This is a genomic window from Myxococcus virescens, from assembly GCF_900101905.1.
Lineage (GTDB): Bacteria > Myxococcota > Myxococcia > Myxococcales > Myxococcaceae > Myxococcus > Myxococcus virescens.
Genome location: NZ_FNAJ01000004.1, coordinates 523,605 through 538,992 on the forward strand (window position 1 = coordinate 523,605; position 15,388 = coordinate 538,992).

The window sequence follows — 15,388 nt, forward strand, 5'->3', positions numbered from 1 at the left end:
CGGCCTGCTGCTGGCTCGGCGCCCCTGCCGACGCCTCGTCCCGCGCCCACGGGGACCGCTCCGGTGCCCCGCCCCGCCCCGGTGGCAGCGCCAGCGACAGCGGCTCCCGCGCCCCGCCCGACGACGAGCGTGACGCCTGGCGCCCGCCCGCTGGCTCCTCGCCCCTCCGGCCCTGGCACGGGTGCGCCTCCGGGCAGAGCCCCCGGTGGTGGGTTCGGCGGACGCCCCGGCGGCTTCCGGCCGTCCACGCCCCGGCCGCCCCCCACGCCCGAGCAGATTCAGGCGCTGGCGGTGCGTGAGCGCGTCCCCGCCCGCATCGCGAAGGGCGAGCTGGAAGGGAAGATGAAGTGCCGCATCTGGCGCAAGCTGCACGCCGAGGAGGCGAAGCGCTTCGACCAAGTGTACGAGCTGATGGGCCAGACGCCCAGCCTGTCCCTGGGTGACGCCTTCGGCGTGCTCCAGAGCGGCATGACGGTGGCCGAGTTCATGGCCCGCAAGGAGCGCACCCAGCGCAAGGCGGCCATCAAGCAGGCGCGCGGCGAGGTCGAAAACGCCGTGGTGGCGGACTTCCTGGCCCGGCTCATCAGCGACAAGGCAGAAGTCTCCGTGGTGCTGGCGGAGCGCTCCCTGCTGGACACGCTGCAGGCCGAGGAGCCCATCGCCTTCACGCTGGAGCGCACGGGCCGCCTGGAGAAGCTCCAGGTGGTGCTGCTGGCCCGGCGCTCGGACTGGGAGCGGCTGCTGCCCGGTCTGGAGCGCGATGCCAAGCTGACGCAGAAGCCGTCCGCGGTGGCGCGTCAGCCGGACAAGCGCCCCCACTCGGACCCGCGCGCCTTCCTGGACCACATCGGGCAGACGGTGCGGATGGTGCTCCGCAACGGCATCACCCTCCAGCTTCCGCTGATGCGCGTGGGCCGGTTCGACCTGCTGCTGGGCGAGGAGGGCCACGAAGTCTTCGTCCCGCTCCACGCCCTGTTGCGCTTCGAGCCCGTGACCTCCACCTCCGACGAGAGTGCCCCCGCGGACGAGGCCTGAGGGCCATCCCCGCGGGGCGTACGCCCCACACCGCCGAGACATCCATGCGTCAGTTCATCTCCCGCATCATCAAGCCCTGGCTCGCCCTGGCCGCGACGGCCGCCATGGTGGGCATCACGCAGCAAGGGTGCACGAAGGACGCTGACGCGACGAAGGCGCCCGCGGTCCCCGAGAAGCGCGAGAACGGCGTGCGCATCGTCGAGCTCTCCGTCACCGAGAAGGGCTACGAGCCCAGCCCGGTGAGCCTCAAGAAGGGCGAGCCGGTGAAGCTGGTGGTGACGCGCAAGACGGACCACACCTGCGCCACCGAGGTCGTCATGGACGGCTACGACATCAACACGCCGTTGCCGCTCAACCAGCCGGTGGAGATTACCTTCACGCCAAAGGAGTCCGGCAAGCTGGTGTACGGCTGCGCCATGAACAAGATGATTTCCGGCGTTTTCATGGTCGACTGACGGACGCTGGTCGATTTCTAGGCAGCGCCGCCGGGAGGAGTAGTCTCCGAGGCCTGAATGGGCGGCGCGGCGGAGCTCTTCACCCGGCATGTGTTCCTCGACCTCGAAACCACGGGGTTGGATCCGCGCGTGGACGAGGTCATCGAGCTGGGCTGCATCTTCTTCGAGAACGGGCGCGAGGTGGAACGCTTCGCGCGCCTGTACTCGGCGTCGCGGCCCCTCCCCCTCACCATCCGGCGCCTGACGGGCCTGACGGACGCGGACCTCGAAGGGCATCCGCGCTTCGGCACCGACATCGCCGAGCTTCGCGAGAAGCTCTCCGGCTGGACGGTGGTGGCGCACAACGCGCCCTTTGAAAAAGGCTTCCTGCCGGACCTGCTGGGGCCCATCCGCGCCCCGGTGCTCGACTCGTGCGAGCTGATGCACTACCTGCACCCAGAGCTGCCCAGCCACTCGCTGGAGTCGCTGCTGCGCTGGGGCGGGCTGGCACTGCGCCAGCCGCACCGCGCGGTGTCAGACTGCGAGGCGGTGTACTCGGTGCTGGTGCACGCCATGGAGCGCTGCGTCCGCGAGGGCCGTGGCGATGACGTGGTGGACCTGCTCGCCGCGTTGGACCCGCGCAAGGGCGCGGAGCTGCGCCTGGCGATGGAGGGCGTGGGCCTGAAGGACGGCGCGAGCGGCGCGTTCGACTATGAGGAATGGCCGCTGGTGGACCTGCTGTCGCGTCTGGCCGCCGCGTGCCGTGAAGAAGCTGCGCCGTTGTCGCTGGAGGCCCAGGGCTTCCTTCGTGGGAAGCCGGAGCGGCGGCGCGCGGGAGGCGCCACGGCGCTACCCGAGCCAGAGGCGGATGCCCCCGTGCTCCCCGTGCGTCCGGACGAGGTCTCAGCGCTGCTGGGCGTTGGCGGCGCGCTGGAGCAGGCCGGTGAAGGATTCATGAGCCGGGCCGCGCAGCTCGACGTGGCGCAGGCGGTGGCGCGGGCGCTGTCGGACGGCGGGCAACTCGCGGTGGAAGCCGGCACGGGCACGGGCAAGTCGCTGGCGTACCTGGCTCCCGCCGCCCTCTTCGCGGCGCGAAACGGACGCAAGGTCGGCGTGGCGCCGCACACCAAGACGCTCCAGGACCAGCTCCTGGAGAAGGACCTGCCTCGGCTTCACCGCGCCACGAAGGGCGCCTTCGGCTACGCCCTGCTGAAGGGCCAGACGAACTACCTGTGCCGCCGCCGCGCGCTGGAAGCCACTCGGGTGGAGCCCGGCATGGGGCACTCCGCGCGCGCCCCCCGGGCGTATCTGCGTGCGTACCTGCGCCGCAGTGGCGAAGGAGACCTGGACCGCCTGAGCCACTGGTTCCGCGAGCGCTTCCCGGTGCTGATGGCGCTGGTGCCCGCCGTGCGCTCCGAGGCATCGACGACGCTCGGCGAGAAGTGCCCGCACTTCCACCGCTGCTTCTATCACTCGGCCGTGGCGCAGGCCCGTGAGGCGGACGTGCTGGTCATCAACCAGTCGCTCGCCTTCGCGTGGCCCGCGCGCTACCCGAAGCTGGACCACCTGGTCCTCGACGAGGCGCACGAGGTGGAGGATGTCGCCACCACTGCGCTGACGCTGGAGCTGTCGGACCTGGCCTTCCTCCGCCTCACCGAGCGGCTGCATGGCAGGGACGGACGGCGCGGCCTGTTCGCCGAGCTACGCAAGGCGCTGAGCGCTTCGCGCCGGACGGAGACGCGGTCGCTGATGGGCGAGGTGGAGGATGGCCTTCGCCGGTTGCTTGACGACGCACGTGACCTCGGTGCGCGCGTGACGGAGCTGTGCGAGCCCACCGCCACAGCCGTGGGCGAAGACCCGGATGAAAGTGCGTACTCTCCGGAGCTGCGCATCACCGCGACCGTGCGCGCCCTGCCCGCCTGGGAGCCGGTACGCGAAGGACTGGAAGGCGTGCGCGGCGCGCTCCAGGCGCTGCATGTCCTGCTGTCCGTGCGCGTACTGGCCGCTCTCCCTGAGCTGGCGGCTCGACAACCCGCGCTGGAGCGGGAGCTGTCAGGTGCCAACACCGAGCTTGGCGAACTGGCGGTGCTCGCGGGCGAACTGTCCGGAGAAGCCGCGCCAGGACGGTGCTACGCGGCCACCGCGGAACCGAAGCGGCAGCGGTGGAGCTTGAGCGCCCAGCCAGTGGATGTCTCCGCCTACGTGTCGAAGGACTTCGCGGAGAGCAAGCGCACGCTGGTGCTCGCGTCCGCCACGCTGGGCACTGGCGACGGCTTCCCCTTCGTCCTCCGGCGATTGGGGCTCGACGGGCGTGGAGGCCGACCTGCGCCCCGACTGGTCCGCGCGGCCACGCCCTTCAAGCTGCATGAGCAGGCGCTGGTCGTGCTCGTCACAGATGCGCCTCGTGCGCACGAGGAAGCCTTCGTGGAGTGGGCCTCGCTCCGGATTTCGGGCCTGGCCCAGACGATGGGAGGCCGGGTGCTGGGGCTGTTCGCATCGACGCGCCGAATGGATCGCGTGGGCACGAGCGTCCGCGGACGGCTGGACCCACTGGGCATCGAGGTGCTGCGGCAGTCACGCGGGCACAGCCGCTCGCTGGCGGCGCGGCAGGAGAAGGACACGGGCACCGTGCTGCTGGGGACCAAGAGCTTCTGGCAGGGCGTGGACATCCCCGGTCGCGGCGTCGGCTGCGTGTTCATCGACAAGCTGCCCCTGGAGCCCGCCATGCGTCCGCTGGTGGCCGCGCGCGAGGAGCCCCTCTCTCGCAGCGGCGGCGAATACATGGGCTTCCTCCACTACCGGCTTCCCCGCGCCCTGCTGCAACTGCGCCAGGGCGTGGGCCGGCTCATCCGGGCGACGACGGACCGGGGCGTGGTCATCATCTCGGACCCGGGACACCCCAGCTACCGTGGCCACCTGATGAACGCGCTGGAGGGCTATCGCGTCGAGGCGCTTCCGTGGGCCCAAGCGCGCCTGCGCATCCACGCGATGCTGAAAGAGACGGGACTCACCGTGGAGTCAGGACCCGCGCGGTCCTGGGGGTGAGCCCCGGAAGGGCTCAGTCTTCGAGCCGGGTGCGATAGCGCGCATCCAGGGCGCGCAGTTCGTAGAGGAGCTCGGGGGAAGCGCCCGTGCGCTCCGCGGCCAGGAGGACGTTCGCCAAGGTCCTCGCGTCCTCCTCGTTCTGCTCGCGGAGGCGCTGCACCATCTTCCGCGTGGCATCGAAGAGGTCCTGGAGGTCGTCGCCATCCCGGAGCCCGTGCTGGGGTGGACGCAGCCGGCCGTCGTGGACCTCCTGCACCATGCGGCGGATGCGGAAGAGTGGGCCCGCCACCTTGTGCGTCACCACGATGGTCCCCAATCCCACCACCGCGATGAAGGCCACCAGAAAGCCCCCCAGCGCCCACCAGGTGAGCTTCTGCTGCCGCTCCAGCTCAGCGCGTTGGGCAACGATGGCGGCACGCTCGGCCTCGTAGGCCGCGTCGATGGCCCCCGCCTTCTCGCGGAAGCTCGCCTCGAACGTGGGGTCGTCCATCCGAGTCAGCAGCTCGTTGGAGAGCGTGGCGCCGGACAGCTCGCGGCTGACCTCCGCCGCGCGGGAGCGGGCTTCCACCGCCGTCGCCGTCTCGCGCATCAGCGCCTGCGCGCCTCTCACGAGGAACACGCCCAATAGCGCCGACAGAACGAGCGTCACCGAGACGATGTACGCCGTCAGCTTGAGCTGGAAGCCCGTTTCGAGAAGGAAGTTGCGCCAGCGCCGCTTGGCTGGCGTCAGGGGCGCCGTGGTCGTCGTCATGTCTCGCTGCTCCACTCGAAGGTCTCCGCCGCTTCCTCCACCGCGCGAGGTACCAGCGCCTTGAGGAGATCGCCAGGCTGAGCGCCCGCGGCATTCACTTCCACCTGCCCCATCAGCGACAGGTCCGGGTAGGTGAGGCACACCAGCGCCACCCGCAGTCCGCCGCCGTCCGTCGCATGAAGCTCCGGGGTGATGCGGTAGCCCCGCACCCGAAGCTTCTTCAGCGTGCCCTTCGCCGCCGCCTTCGTCTCCTTCGCGGGCGCGAGCTGGGCCCCGCTCCGCATCAGCCGCGAGCGCAGCCGCGCCTCCGTCGCCTTCACCAGGTCGGCGGGGAGCTTGCCCGTGCGGTCCTTGACCGCCTCGAGATGCACGTAGAAGCGCGGCGGGCGGGACTGGTACTCCTTCAGGGCCCCCACGGCCTCGCGCACCGCCGCCTGGACCGACGCGTCCGCGTCCGCCTTGTGGGCCTGGAGGCAGTCGAGCCCATCGGGCTCCAGCAGCTTCGCCAGCCCCTTCGCCGCGGCCGCGCGCACCAGCTCGCTTTCGTCCTTCAATCCGTTGCACAGCAGCGGCACGGCCTCCGGGTCCTCCGTGGCGCCGAGCACCAGCGCCGCCTGCGAACGCGAGCGCGGGTCCTTGCTCTTCTGAAGCTGCTTGCCCAGGAAGGCAATACGGGAGTCACCCTGAGCCAGGGCCGCGCAAGGCGCGAGGAGCAACAGGACGAGGGCGGAGGAAAGCAGCTGCATGCGCAGGGAAGGAGTCCGGAGAGTCTAACGCCGTCTGACGATTGGCGAACAGTTGCATGGCCTTGCACATGGAAGACAGTGGGTCATGGCCACTCCCGCCCTGGAGGGCCGTCCCCGCCTCTGTCCGTCCGGGTGTCTGTTCAGACCTGGGGATGCGCTGGGAAGGGCACGGCGCGGGGCGCGAACCCGGGCGGCATGTCCACGGCACAGCGGCTCGGGCTCGGCCCCTGAGGCCCCACAACCGGTGCCTCCCGCCCCCTCCACGGCAGCAGGACCGGCAGGAATCGAGCCATCCGCTCGGGGATGTGGCCTTCATGGGGTAATGTGCGCGTCTCCAGGAGGGCTCACCAGGTGTCTTTCACGTCCCGGTTGGAAGGTCTGCTCCAGAACGTGGGGTTGGGCGGTATCGTGGGTGAGGTGCGCGCGCGCCTCGGGCTCAAGGAGTCCCGAGACACATCCGCGCCCCGGGCCTCGGACTTCCCGTCACCTCCTCCCCGTGGCGCCACGCAGCAGACCGTGGTCGAGCGCACGCCGCGCCCCAGGCCAGTCGTCTCCCAGCCGTCCGACGCGCCGCCGCCGGAGCCGACCGTGGCAGAGCGCACCCCACCGCGTGGTGCGGTAACCACCGACGCTGTCGCACCTTCGGCTGCCCAGGCCGCTACGCCTGAGCCTTCCCGAAAGGTGACGGCGAAGGCGCCTCGCACGGGGACGAAAAAGAAGAAGCCCGCAGCACGGCAGGCGCAGAGCAGCACGGGAGACAAGTCGGAGAAGCGGACGGCCCGCCCGACTACGAAGGTCAAGAAGCGAGCCCGCCCCGCGAAGGAGACCGCTTCGCCCGCGACCGGGAATGGCAGCACGGCCGTGGACCAGTTGCTCTCCGCGCTGCGCAGCCATCCGCGGCAGCAGGATTTCATCTCGGCAGGCAAGCAGAAGGACCAGCTCGTGCGGTCACTCATCCCCCTCTATCTCGCACGCTCGCTGGATGCGGAGTTCGAGGTGACCTCTGGAACGACGTCGCGCTTCTGGGGGGAGCTGGGTGTCACCTACGCCGCACCGAACGCGGCCAAGGCGCTCCGCCTGCACGGTGGTTACGCACAGGACACCCAGAAGGGTAAAGCCATCACGGCTCGGGGCGTCCAGTACGTGGAAGAAATGCTGAGTCGTTTCGGGAACGCCTCTTCAGGTACTTGAACGGCGAGCAGCCGCGATGGGCCGTAGGGCGCGAGACGCTCCGTCCTCGCCTCACCCCATCGCGAGCAGACACTTTGTTGAGGCCACCATCACTCGGTTTGAACGGTCCCTGGCGTATCGCGCAATCGCCCATGCGCCAGAGTGAACGCCATACTGAACCCAAGCCTGATGCATCGCACCTTCCAGGCTTGGGTGCCATGTATCGCCCAAGCAGTTGCCGGAGCTGCCCCAGACAAACATCAGGAAGGCTCCGTCCTCTTCGGCAATCTCAAACGACGCCGCCTGCCCGAGTTCCCTCTGCAGCGACGACTCATGTGTCGCCGAATCAGGCAATGAGGTCACACGCGAGCACGGAACCTGGGCAACAAGCCTTGGTTCCATCGAAGTCGCCTTGCCCTCCGAAAACGTCCTGCCTCACTCCAGTGGCAGTCCGTGTACTCGACTGACTACACGCTACGCGCTCCAGCCCTCCGGGCAGTCACGGAACCTGCATCCCTCACCCTTGGATACCGTCACGCAGTCAACGAAGGCAGGCCACGCGAATCGAAGCACCGGGCCTCCAATACGCCAATGACTCACGGCGAGAGGGCTGGGCAAAGCCGAGCGCCATCCGTGGCCCGTGACAACGGTACGGCCTCACCTGCCGCTCAAGCGCACGCCGGTCAGGTCACCCGCCTGGCGGGAATCCTTGGAGCCGAAACAGCGAGGGCAATGCTGGCGCCCACGTCTCGCACCTGATGCGCCGCCGGTATCGCCCTGACTCCCACAACCCGCGTCCCGCTGGCCCCCATCCCGGGCCACGGCCGGGTCAGCCCGGTATTCCCGGGGTCGTCCGGCACCTCATGCAACCTCCAAGAACTCCTGCGAAGCCGCCTCTTGTGGCATATACCCACACCATGCCTTCCGCCCTGACCGCCTCCGAGATCCGCGAGGCGTTCCTCAAGTTCTTCGAGGAGCGCGGCCACCGCCGTGTGGCGTCCTCCTCCCTGGTGCCCGCCAACGACCCGACGCTGATGTTCACCAACGCGGGCATGGTGCAGTTCAAGGACGTCTTCACCGGCCGTGAGACGCGCGACTACCGCCGCGCCACCACGTCGCAGAAGTGCGTGCGCGCCGGCGGCAAGCACAACGACCTCGACAACGTCGGCTTCACCGCCCGGCACCACACGTTCTTCGAGATGCTCGGGAACTTCTCCTTCGGCGACTACTTCAAGGCCGACGCCATCGCGTACGGCTGGGAGTTCGTCACCCGGACGCTCGGCCTGTCCACCGACCGGCTCGCCGTCACCGTGTTCAACGGCGAGGGCGGCACCCCCTGGGACGAAGAGGCCTACGAGCTGTGGAAGAAGCAGGGCGTCCCCGCCGAGCGCCTCTACAAGCTCGGCCTCAAGGACAACTTCTGGGCCATGGGCGACACCGGCCCCTGCGGCCCCTGCTCCGAAATCCACTACCACCAGGGCGACGACATCCCCTGTGTCGAAGAGGCCGAGGGCAAGAAGTGTCAGGGCGTCGCCTGTGACTGCGACCGGTGGCTCGAAATCTGGAACCTCGTGTTCATGCAGTTCGAGCGCAAGGAGAAGGACGGGCCCCTCATCCCCCTGCCGAAGCCGTCCATCGACACGGGCGCGGGCCTGGAGCGCATCGCCTCCGTCGTCCAGGGCAAGCGGTCCAACTATGAGACGGACCTCTTCCAGAACATCCTCGCCACCGTCAGCGAGCTGTGCGGCAAGCCCTACTCGCAGGAGTCCGGCGCGTCCCAGCGCGTGGTCGCGGACCACAGCCGCGCGGCGGCGTTCCTCATCTCGGACGGCGTCCAGCCATCCAACGAGGGCCGCGGCTACGTCCTGCGCCGCATCATGCGCCGCGCCATCCGGCACGGCACCCAGCAGCTGGGCCTGGAGGACGTCTTCTTCTTCAAGGTCGTCGACCGCGTCATCGAGCTGATGGGCGACGCCTACCCCGAGCTCCGGGAGAGCCGCACCTTCGTCCTGGAGGTCTGCCGGCACGAGGAGACGAGCTTCCGCCAGACGCTCAGCCGCGGCCTCAAGCTCATCGAGGAGGAGCTGTCCGAGCTGCAGCAGGCCGGCGGCAAGCAGCTCTCCGGCGACGTCGTCTTCCTGCTCCACGGCACCTACGGCTTCCCGTGGGACCTCACGCAAATCATCGCCCGGGAGCGCGGCCTCGACGTCGACCTGGTCCGCTTCGAGGAGCGCCTCAAGGAAGAGGCGGACAAGAACAAGTTCGCGGGCTCTGGCGACAAGGCCACGGGCGAGGTCTACCTGAAGCTGGCGGAGCGGCTCGGGACGACGGAGTTCCTCGGCTATGAGGGCGAGGGACACGAAGGCGAAGGCAGCATCCGGGCCATCGTCAAGGACGGCGCCGAAGTCACGCAGGCCACGCAAGGCGACACGGTGGAGCTGGTCCTGGACCGCACGCCCTTCTACGGCGAGTCCGGTGGCCAGATGGGCGACACCGGCCGCATCGTCGGCCACGGCGGCAAGGCGGTGGCCAAGGTCACCGATGCGCAGCGCCCCGTGCCGGGCCTCGTGGTCCACTCGGTGGAAGTCTCCGAGGGCACCTTCAAGGTCGGCGACATGGTCCAGGCCGGTGTGGACTCGGAGCGCCGCAAGTCCATCCGTGCGAACCACTCCGCGACGCACCTGCTCCACAAGGCGCTCAAGCTCGTGCTCGGTGAGCACGTGAAGCAGGCGGGCTCTGTCGTCGCGCCGGACTACCTGCGCTTCGACTTCGCGCACTTCTCGCCCGCCACGTCCGCGCAGCTCGAGCAGGTCGAGGACCTGGTCAACGGCTGGATTCGCGACAACGCGGGGGCCGAGACGCGCATCATGAGCCTGGAGGACGCGAAGAAGTCCGGCGCCGTCGCCATGTTCGGCGAGAAGTACGGCGAGACGGTTCGCGTCGTCACCGTACACCCCGAGTCCACCGAGCTGTGCGGCGGCACCCACGTGCGCCGCAGCGGTGACATCGGCCTGTTCAAGATTGCCAGCGAGAGCGGCGTGGCGTCCGGCGTGCGCCGCATCGTCGCGCTGACGGGCATCGGCGCGCTCCAGTACGTCCGCGAGCAGGAACACGAGCTGCGCAAGGTGGCCGAGCTGCTCAAGTCGAACCCGAAGGAAGTCTCCAAGCGCGTCGAGGCGACCCAGAAGCGCGTGAAGGAGCTGGAGCGCAAGGTCGAGGAAGTGGCCGTCAAGGCGCAGACGGCCAGCAGCAAGGACCTGCTGGAGCAGGCTCGCGATGTGAATGGCATGAAGGTCCTGGCCACCCAGGTGGACGCGGCGGACGACAACGTCCTGCGCGGCATGGCGGACCAGCTCCGTGACCGCATCCGCTCGGGCGTGGTCGCCATCGGCGGCGAGAAGGACGGCCGGGCCATCATCCTGGTCGCGGCCACCAAGGACGTCGTTGCCAAGGGCATCAACGCCGGCGCGCTGGTGCGCGAGATGGCCAAGGAAGTCGGCGGCAAGGGCGGCGGCAAGGCGGAGATGGCGCAGGCCGGCGGGCCCGATGCCTCGAAGCTCCCCGCGGCGCTGGAGAAGCTGTACGAGTTGGTGAAGGGCGTGGGCACCGCGTGATGAACCACCGGGCCTCCGCTTCCGTAGCGCTCCTGGCGGCCACCCTCGTCCTGGGTGGCTGCAAGGAGGAGGCCGTGCCTGACTACGCGGGTACGGGTGACGACCGGACGCTTCAGAAGCTCCGCCAGGAAGTGGACCGGGTGAACCAGGGCGGCCGTCCCTCCCAGGGCCCCGAGGCCACGCGCGGAGACCCGAACGCGAACCTCGCGGGCCTGGCCGCGGGGATCAACGTCCCCACCGAGCGCGCATGGGAGCTTCCCTCTCCCAACGATGCCGTGCGCCTGGAGACCTTGTCCGTGAAGCTCACCGGACTGGACGCGTCGCACTCGGTGAAGGGCTCGGGGAAGGTGAGCCTGACCTCCGAGGACCTGTTCTTCCGCGTGCAGCTCATGACGCAGAACGTGGGCGGCGCGCCGCTCACCCTGGACCTGGACGGGGCGAAGCTCTTCGGGGCTGAAGGCCAGTCGTACACCGTGGCCCGGGATGCCCAGGTCGTCGGGGGCACCCGCCCCCTTCGGCGCACCTGGGCTCCGGATGAGCGCACCGACGTGGTCCTCCTGTTCGAGCTTCCTCCGGAGGCCCTTCGGGACGACGGGCTACACCTGTTGCTTCAGGGCTCCGGGGGGGATGTGCGGATTCCCTTGAAATGAGCGGGACAGCGTCCAAGCTCCTCCCGCTTCGCATCCGCCTCCCGTACACGACGGAGGAGGAGTTTATCGACAAGTACGGCTTGAACGTGGCGCGCGGCGGCGTGTTCGTTGCCACGCGCGCCATGAAGCCCGAAGGTACCGGGCTGGCGTTCGAGTTCGTCCTTGCAGATGGGACACGCCTGCTTCGCGGCGAAGGCGTCGTCGTGAAGGCCCAGGTGGACGCGGTGGGCGGGCGTACCGGCATGACGGTGCGCTTCGTGAAGCTGGACGCAGCAAGCAAGGCGCTCATCGACCGGGTGGTGTCGAAACGTACCGGAAACGTGGAGCCACAAGCTCCCGCCCAAGTCACGCCCCCTCTTCCGGCCCCTGCTCCCCCCCCGGGACTCGTTCGCCGCACACCCGGCGCGAAGGTTTCGAATGCGGTGCGTACCTCGGTTCCCCCCCGCGAGCCCTCGCGGGAGGAGGCGCGCGTCGAAGGCACGCCGACGGGAGTTCCTGACACGGTGGCTGCCAACGGAGCCGCTCTCGCGAGCACGGTGGCGGTGCCGGAACTCACGCCCAGTTCCGAGACAGCTACGGCGGATGATGACGCACGCGCGGAAGTGCCGGACTCCGGCACGGCTGCTCCGTCCTCCGAGTCCGAGCAAGTACCGGATGAGCCTGCGTCCAGCACGGACGCGCATGCGGTGTCCGGTGAGGCGGACACGGGCTCACTTGATGCCTCTGACGCGTTCGGTGGGAGTGCTTTCACTGATTCAGGGGCTCCGAGCACTCAAGACGCGGACGCGCGTCCGGGACCTGTCGCTCCGCGCTTTGAAGCTGATTCGAGTGACGGGCTCGACTTCGCCATCACCGCGAGCCTCGCGGCGTCCGAGGATGAAGGTGGCAATGCGAATGCCGTAGCCGAGCGACACGGCCTCGGTGAGCCCGCCAAAGCGCCACTCGTCCCGGAGGATTCGTCAACCGGCGCCGGCACTGCGCCGACAGCGACCGCGACTCCGGACCTGACGGCGAAAGCCTCCGTCGCGCTGGCCTCGAGCGAGCCAGTGGAGCCGCCTCAAACGCTGCTTCGTGTCCCGCCCGCGCTGGAGACAGGCGACGATGCGCATGCAGCAGCCGAGCCCTCCGCGGTCCCTGTTTCCCCGCATGGTCCTGGTGGACCCGCGCCCGCTGAACTCGACGAAGCCGTCGGTGACGACTCTTCCGCCCCGGCGCCGGATGCAGATGCAGCGGCGCCCCACGGAGCATCTGTCTCTCAGGCGAACACCCCAATCGTCGCGGAAGCTGGCACGCCTGCAACGACGGAACCCTCCGCGACGACGCCAGTTACGGGCACTGCTCCCGCCAACGAAGCAGCCACGGAACCCTCAGCGACATCTGCGACCACGAGCTCCGAGCCCACCGCCAAGGGCAGCGATACATCCACGATTCGAGCAACCGCAGAGGCATCGACCGCAAGCGTCGAGCCCGTCACCGATGAGGGCAACGAAGCACCCACGACATCCTCCGGGACGGCGGCGCCCGCGAGCGAAACGCGCGATGCCGAAGCAGGCGGCGCAGTACGGACTGAAACGCCAACTGCCACTTCGACCACAAGCGTCGAGCCCACCACCGAGGCAGGTCACGCAGCATCCCCGGAGGCGTCCGAGACGGCCGCGCGCCCTCATGCACAGTCCGACGCCGGAACAGGTGACGCATCCACCGCGCAGCCCCCCGCCGCGACGTCACCACTGGGCGATGCGCCCGTCGCCGAGGCAAGCAACGAGGCAGCGACCGAGCCCAAAGCAGCAGCGCCGACCACTGAAAAAAGTGGCCCGGGTATCGCGTCCGAATCGACGACGACGGCCAACACGGATGACCCGTCCGGCAGTGCTCCCGGCGAGGCTTCATCCGCACAGACGATGGCCGCGCTCCCGAGCGCACCTGGCGTCGATAAGACGGCGCCCGCCGCTCCGGGTGCGAAGTCCGCTGAGCGTTCGCAGGACGCCTCCACATCAGGTGACACATCGCCCCAGGCGGCAGCCAGTGCAGCCCCCGCGGCCGAGTCGAGTCCACCCCCAGAGCCGACACACGCGACTGCCGAGCCGCATGGGCGCACCGCCGCTCCCGAAAGCGTGCTCCCCCCCGTGGCCTCGGATGATGCTTCTCTGTCCAACACGAAAGCAGCCCCAGTCCGTACCGAATCCGAGCCCACGCACCCCGTCCCTCAGGACGCGGACGTGCCACGCAACCGCCGCCGTGCCCTGCTCGAGGTCCCCATTCCTCAACCGGCCTCGACGCCCGCGCTCCCCGAGGTCGTGCTGGGCATCGACCTGGGCACCTCACATGCGCGCGTCGCCGTCGTCCAGGACGGGATGCCCAAGCTCATTCCCCTCCCCGGCACCACCACCACGGACCTTCCCGCGCTCATCGCGGTGAACGGCACCGGCGACCTCGTCGTCGGCGCCACGGCTCAGACGGAAGGCCAACGTGCCCCCCGCCGTGCCATCTCCGGTCTCAAGCGACTGCTGGGCCTGAAGCCGCGTTCTCCGCAACTTCGCTGGCTCGCCCCGTTGCTCCCCTTCCCCGTCACCACGGACACGAATGGGGACTCCGCCGTGGAGGTCCGGGGCCGCGTCATCTCACCCACGCTCTTCACGGCCATGCTGCTTCGCGAGCTGAAGCATGCCGCCGCGACGCACCTGGGCCGCAAGGCAACCCGCGCCGTCATCTGTGCCCCCACGCACTTCACGGACCGCCAGTGCGCGGCCCTTCGCGAAGCCGCCACGCTCGCGGGGCTCGATGCCCAGCGCATCCTCATCGCCCCCGCGGCGGCGGCGCTCGCGTATGCACATGGCCGAGGGCTCGCGCGAAAGCGGGTGCTCGTCGTGGACCTGGGCGGTGGCGGCCTCCAGGTCTGCGTGGTGCAAGTCACAGGCGATGACCTCGAGGTCATTACCACCGGAGGCGACGCCACCCTCGGCGGCATGGACTTCGATGCGCGCATCGCCGAGGCCATCGCCAGCGACCTCTCGGAACAGGGCGTGCCCAAGCCGGACCATCCCTTCGACTGGGCCCCCCTGCGCACCGCCGCCGAGTCCACGAAGGTGGCCCTCTCCAGCCAGGAGCAGGTGGACGTCACCCTCCCCTCGGGAACCGTGCCCCCCATCAACCGGGAGCGAGTCGAAGCCCTCACCGCCGACCTCGCCCAGCGCGTCACCACCGTGGTCCGCGACGTGCTCGAATCCAACGCGCTCTCCCCCCAGGGGCTGGACGCGGTGCTCCTCGTCGGCGGGCAGAGCGCCGCGCCCCTGGTCCGCCGCCGGCTCGAAGAGAGCCTCGGCGTGAGCGTGCGCGACGACGTGGACACTCGAGGCAGCGTGGCCCTGGGCGCCGCGCTGCTCGGCCAGGGGCTCCTGCTCGCCGCAGCCGGCAAGCCCGCGGCCACTGTCTCCGAGGTGCTGTCCTCGCCGCTCGCCGTCGCCGAGCGCGGTGGCACCTTGCGCCGCGTCCTCGACCGAAACACCCGCCTGCCCGCCACCAAGACGCTGGTGCTTCCCACTGTGCCGGGTCCGCTCGAGCTGGCCCTCTTCCAGGGGGCAGCCACGCAGGCGTCCGACGCCGAGTACCTCGGCCGGCTCACCCTCAACGTGGAGCGCGCGGGTGAGGTGGAGCTGCACCTCGCGCTCTCAGTCGATGGGGCCCTGTCGCTCGAGGCCACCCTGCCGGGCGTGAAGCGGCACGCGGTGTCTCTGTCCGCGGAGCACTTGGACGACGCGACCTTCGACGCGCTCATCGCCCGCTCGCCGCTGGTCCCTGAGCCGGAGCGACGCCCAGGTGGCGTGCTGTCCGGACTGAAGAAGCTCTTCGGCCGCCGCTGAGCCCCTGCTCGCTCGCCCGCGCACAAGTCACGGCGCCCTTCGCCCCATGGGCCGATGTGCCTGCGGCCATCCAGGCCACCGTG

The 15,388-nt window shown here is 69.7% G+C and carries 9 protein-coding genes and 1 pseudogene; 8 read left to right on the forward strand and 2 right to left on the reverse strand.

The features are described from left to right. Window positions 1–129 precede the first annotated feature (129 nt). The 3 genes from BLU09_RS15720 to BLU09_RS15730 are packed head-to-tail and all read left to right on the forward strand — an operon-like array spanning window position 130 to window position 4,514. The gene (locus BLU09_RS15720) at window positions 130–1,035 is read left to right on the forward strand and encodes a hypothetical protein (RefSeq protein ID WP_244171748.1); all 906 of its coding nucleotides are present in this window, start codon (window positions 130–132) and stop codon (window positions 1,033–1,035) included. Between the two features lie 44 nt (window positions 1,036–1,079). Further along, window positions 1,080–1,490, forward strand: a complete 411-nt coding sequence (locus BLU09_RS15725; RefSeq protein ID WP_090490346.1) for a cupredoxin domain-containing protein — start codon at window positions 1,080–1,082, stop codon at window positions 1,488–1,490. 57 nt (window positions 1,491–1,547) lie between these two features. Beyond that, window positions 1,548–4,514, forward strand: coding sequence for a helicase C-terminal domain-containing protein (locus tag BLU09_RS15730; protein ID WP_090490347.1), 2,967 nt, complete (start codon window positions 1,548–1,550; stop codon window positions 4,512–4,514). 13 nt (window positions 4,515–4,527) lie between these two features. Here the strand turns inward: BLU09_RS15730 and BLU09_RS15735 are convergent, their stop codons facing one another. Together BLU09_RS15735 and BLU09_RS15740 are read right to left on the reverse strand one after the other, a co-directional pair. Then, window positions 4,528–5,265: a methyl-accepting chemotaxis protein gene (locus BLU09_RS15735; RefSeq protein ID WP_090490348.1), complete on the reverse strand. Its 738-nt coding sequence runs from the start codon at window positions 5,263–5,265 to the stop codon at window positions 4,528–4,530. Beyond that, the gene (locus BLU09_RS15740) at window positions 5,262–6,011 is read right to left on the reverse strand and encodes a HEAT repeat domain-containing protein (RefSeq protein ID WP_090490349.1); all 750 of its coding nucleotides are present in this window, start codon (window positions 6,009–6,011) and stop codon (window positions 5,262–5,264) included. The genes BLU09_RS15735 and BLU09_RS15740 overlap by 4 nt, the downstream gene beginning before the upstream one ends. Window positions 6,012–6,362: 351 nt before the next feature. Here BLU09_RS15740 and BLU09_RS15745 point away from each other — a divergent pair, with 351 nt between their 5' ends. The 5 genes and pseudogenes from BLU09_RS15745 to BLU09_RS15765 all read left to right on the forward strand — a co-directional run bounded on the left by BLU09_RS15745 (window position 6,363) and on the right by BLU09_RS15765 (window position 15,305). Next, entirely contained in the window at window positions 6,363–7,202 is an 840-nt protein-coding gene (locus BLU09_RS15745; RefSeq protein WP_090490350.1) for a hypothetical protein, read from the forward strand. Window positions 7,203–8,098: 896 nt separating this feature from the next. After that, a complete protein-coding gene (alaS, locus tag BLU09_RS15750; protein ID WP_090490351.1) occupies window positions 8,099–10,795 on the forward strand; it encodes an alanine--tRNA ligase in 2,697 nt (898 codons plus the stop codon). Next, window positions 10,792–11,445 (forward strand): hypothetical protein, encoded by a 654-nt coding sequence (locus tag BLU09_RS15755; protein WP_090490352.1) that lies wholly within the window; start codon window positions 10,792–10,794, stop codon window positions 11,443–11,445. Before alaS ends, BLU09_RS15755 begins: the two co-directional genes overlap by 4 nt. Then, window positions 11,442–11,738: pseudogene (locus BLU09_RS39380) on the forward strand (TIGR02266 family protein); the annotation flags it as partial. The gene BLU09_RS15755 and the pseudogene BLU09_RS39380, both read left to right, overlap by 4 nt. Before the next feature lie 1,926 nt (window positions 11,739–13,664). Beyond that, a complete protein-coding gene (locus BLU09_RS15765; RefSeq protein ID WP_244171766.1) occupies window positions 13,665–15,305 on the forward strand; it encodes an Hsp70 family protein in 1,641 nt (546 codons plus the stop codon). Window positions 15,306–15,388 lie beyond the last annotated feature (83 nt).

Excerpts from the sequence above, each read along its gene's own strand:
- BLU09_RS15725 (WP_090490346.1), top strand. The coding sequence starts at position 1,080 with ATGCGTCAGTTCATCTCCCGCATCATCAAGCCCTGGCTCGCCCTGGCC.
- BLU09_RS15730 (WP_090490347.1), top strand. The coding sequence starts at position 1,548 with ATGGGCGGCGCGGCGGAGCTCTTCACCCGGCATGTGTTCCTCGACCTC.
- BLU09_RS15735 (WP_090490348.1), bottom strand. The coding sequence starts at position 5,265 with ATGACGACGACCACGGCGCCCCTGACGCCAGCCAAGCGGCGCTGGCGC.
- BLU09_RS15740 (WP_090490349.1), bottom strand. The coding sequence starts at position 6,011 with ATGCAGCTGCTTTCCTCCGCCCTCGTCCTGTTGCTCCTCGCGCCTTGC.
- alaS (WP_090490351.1), top strand. The coding sequence starts at position 8,099 with ATGCCTTCCGCCCTGACCGCCTCCGAGATCCGCGAGGCGTTCCTCAAG.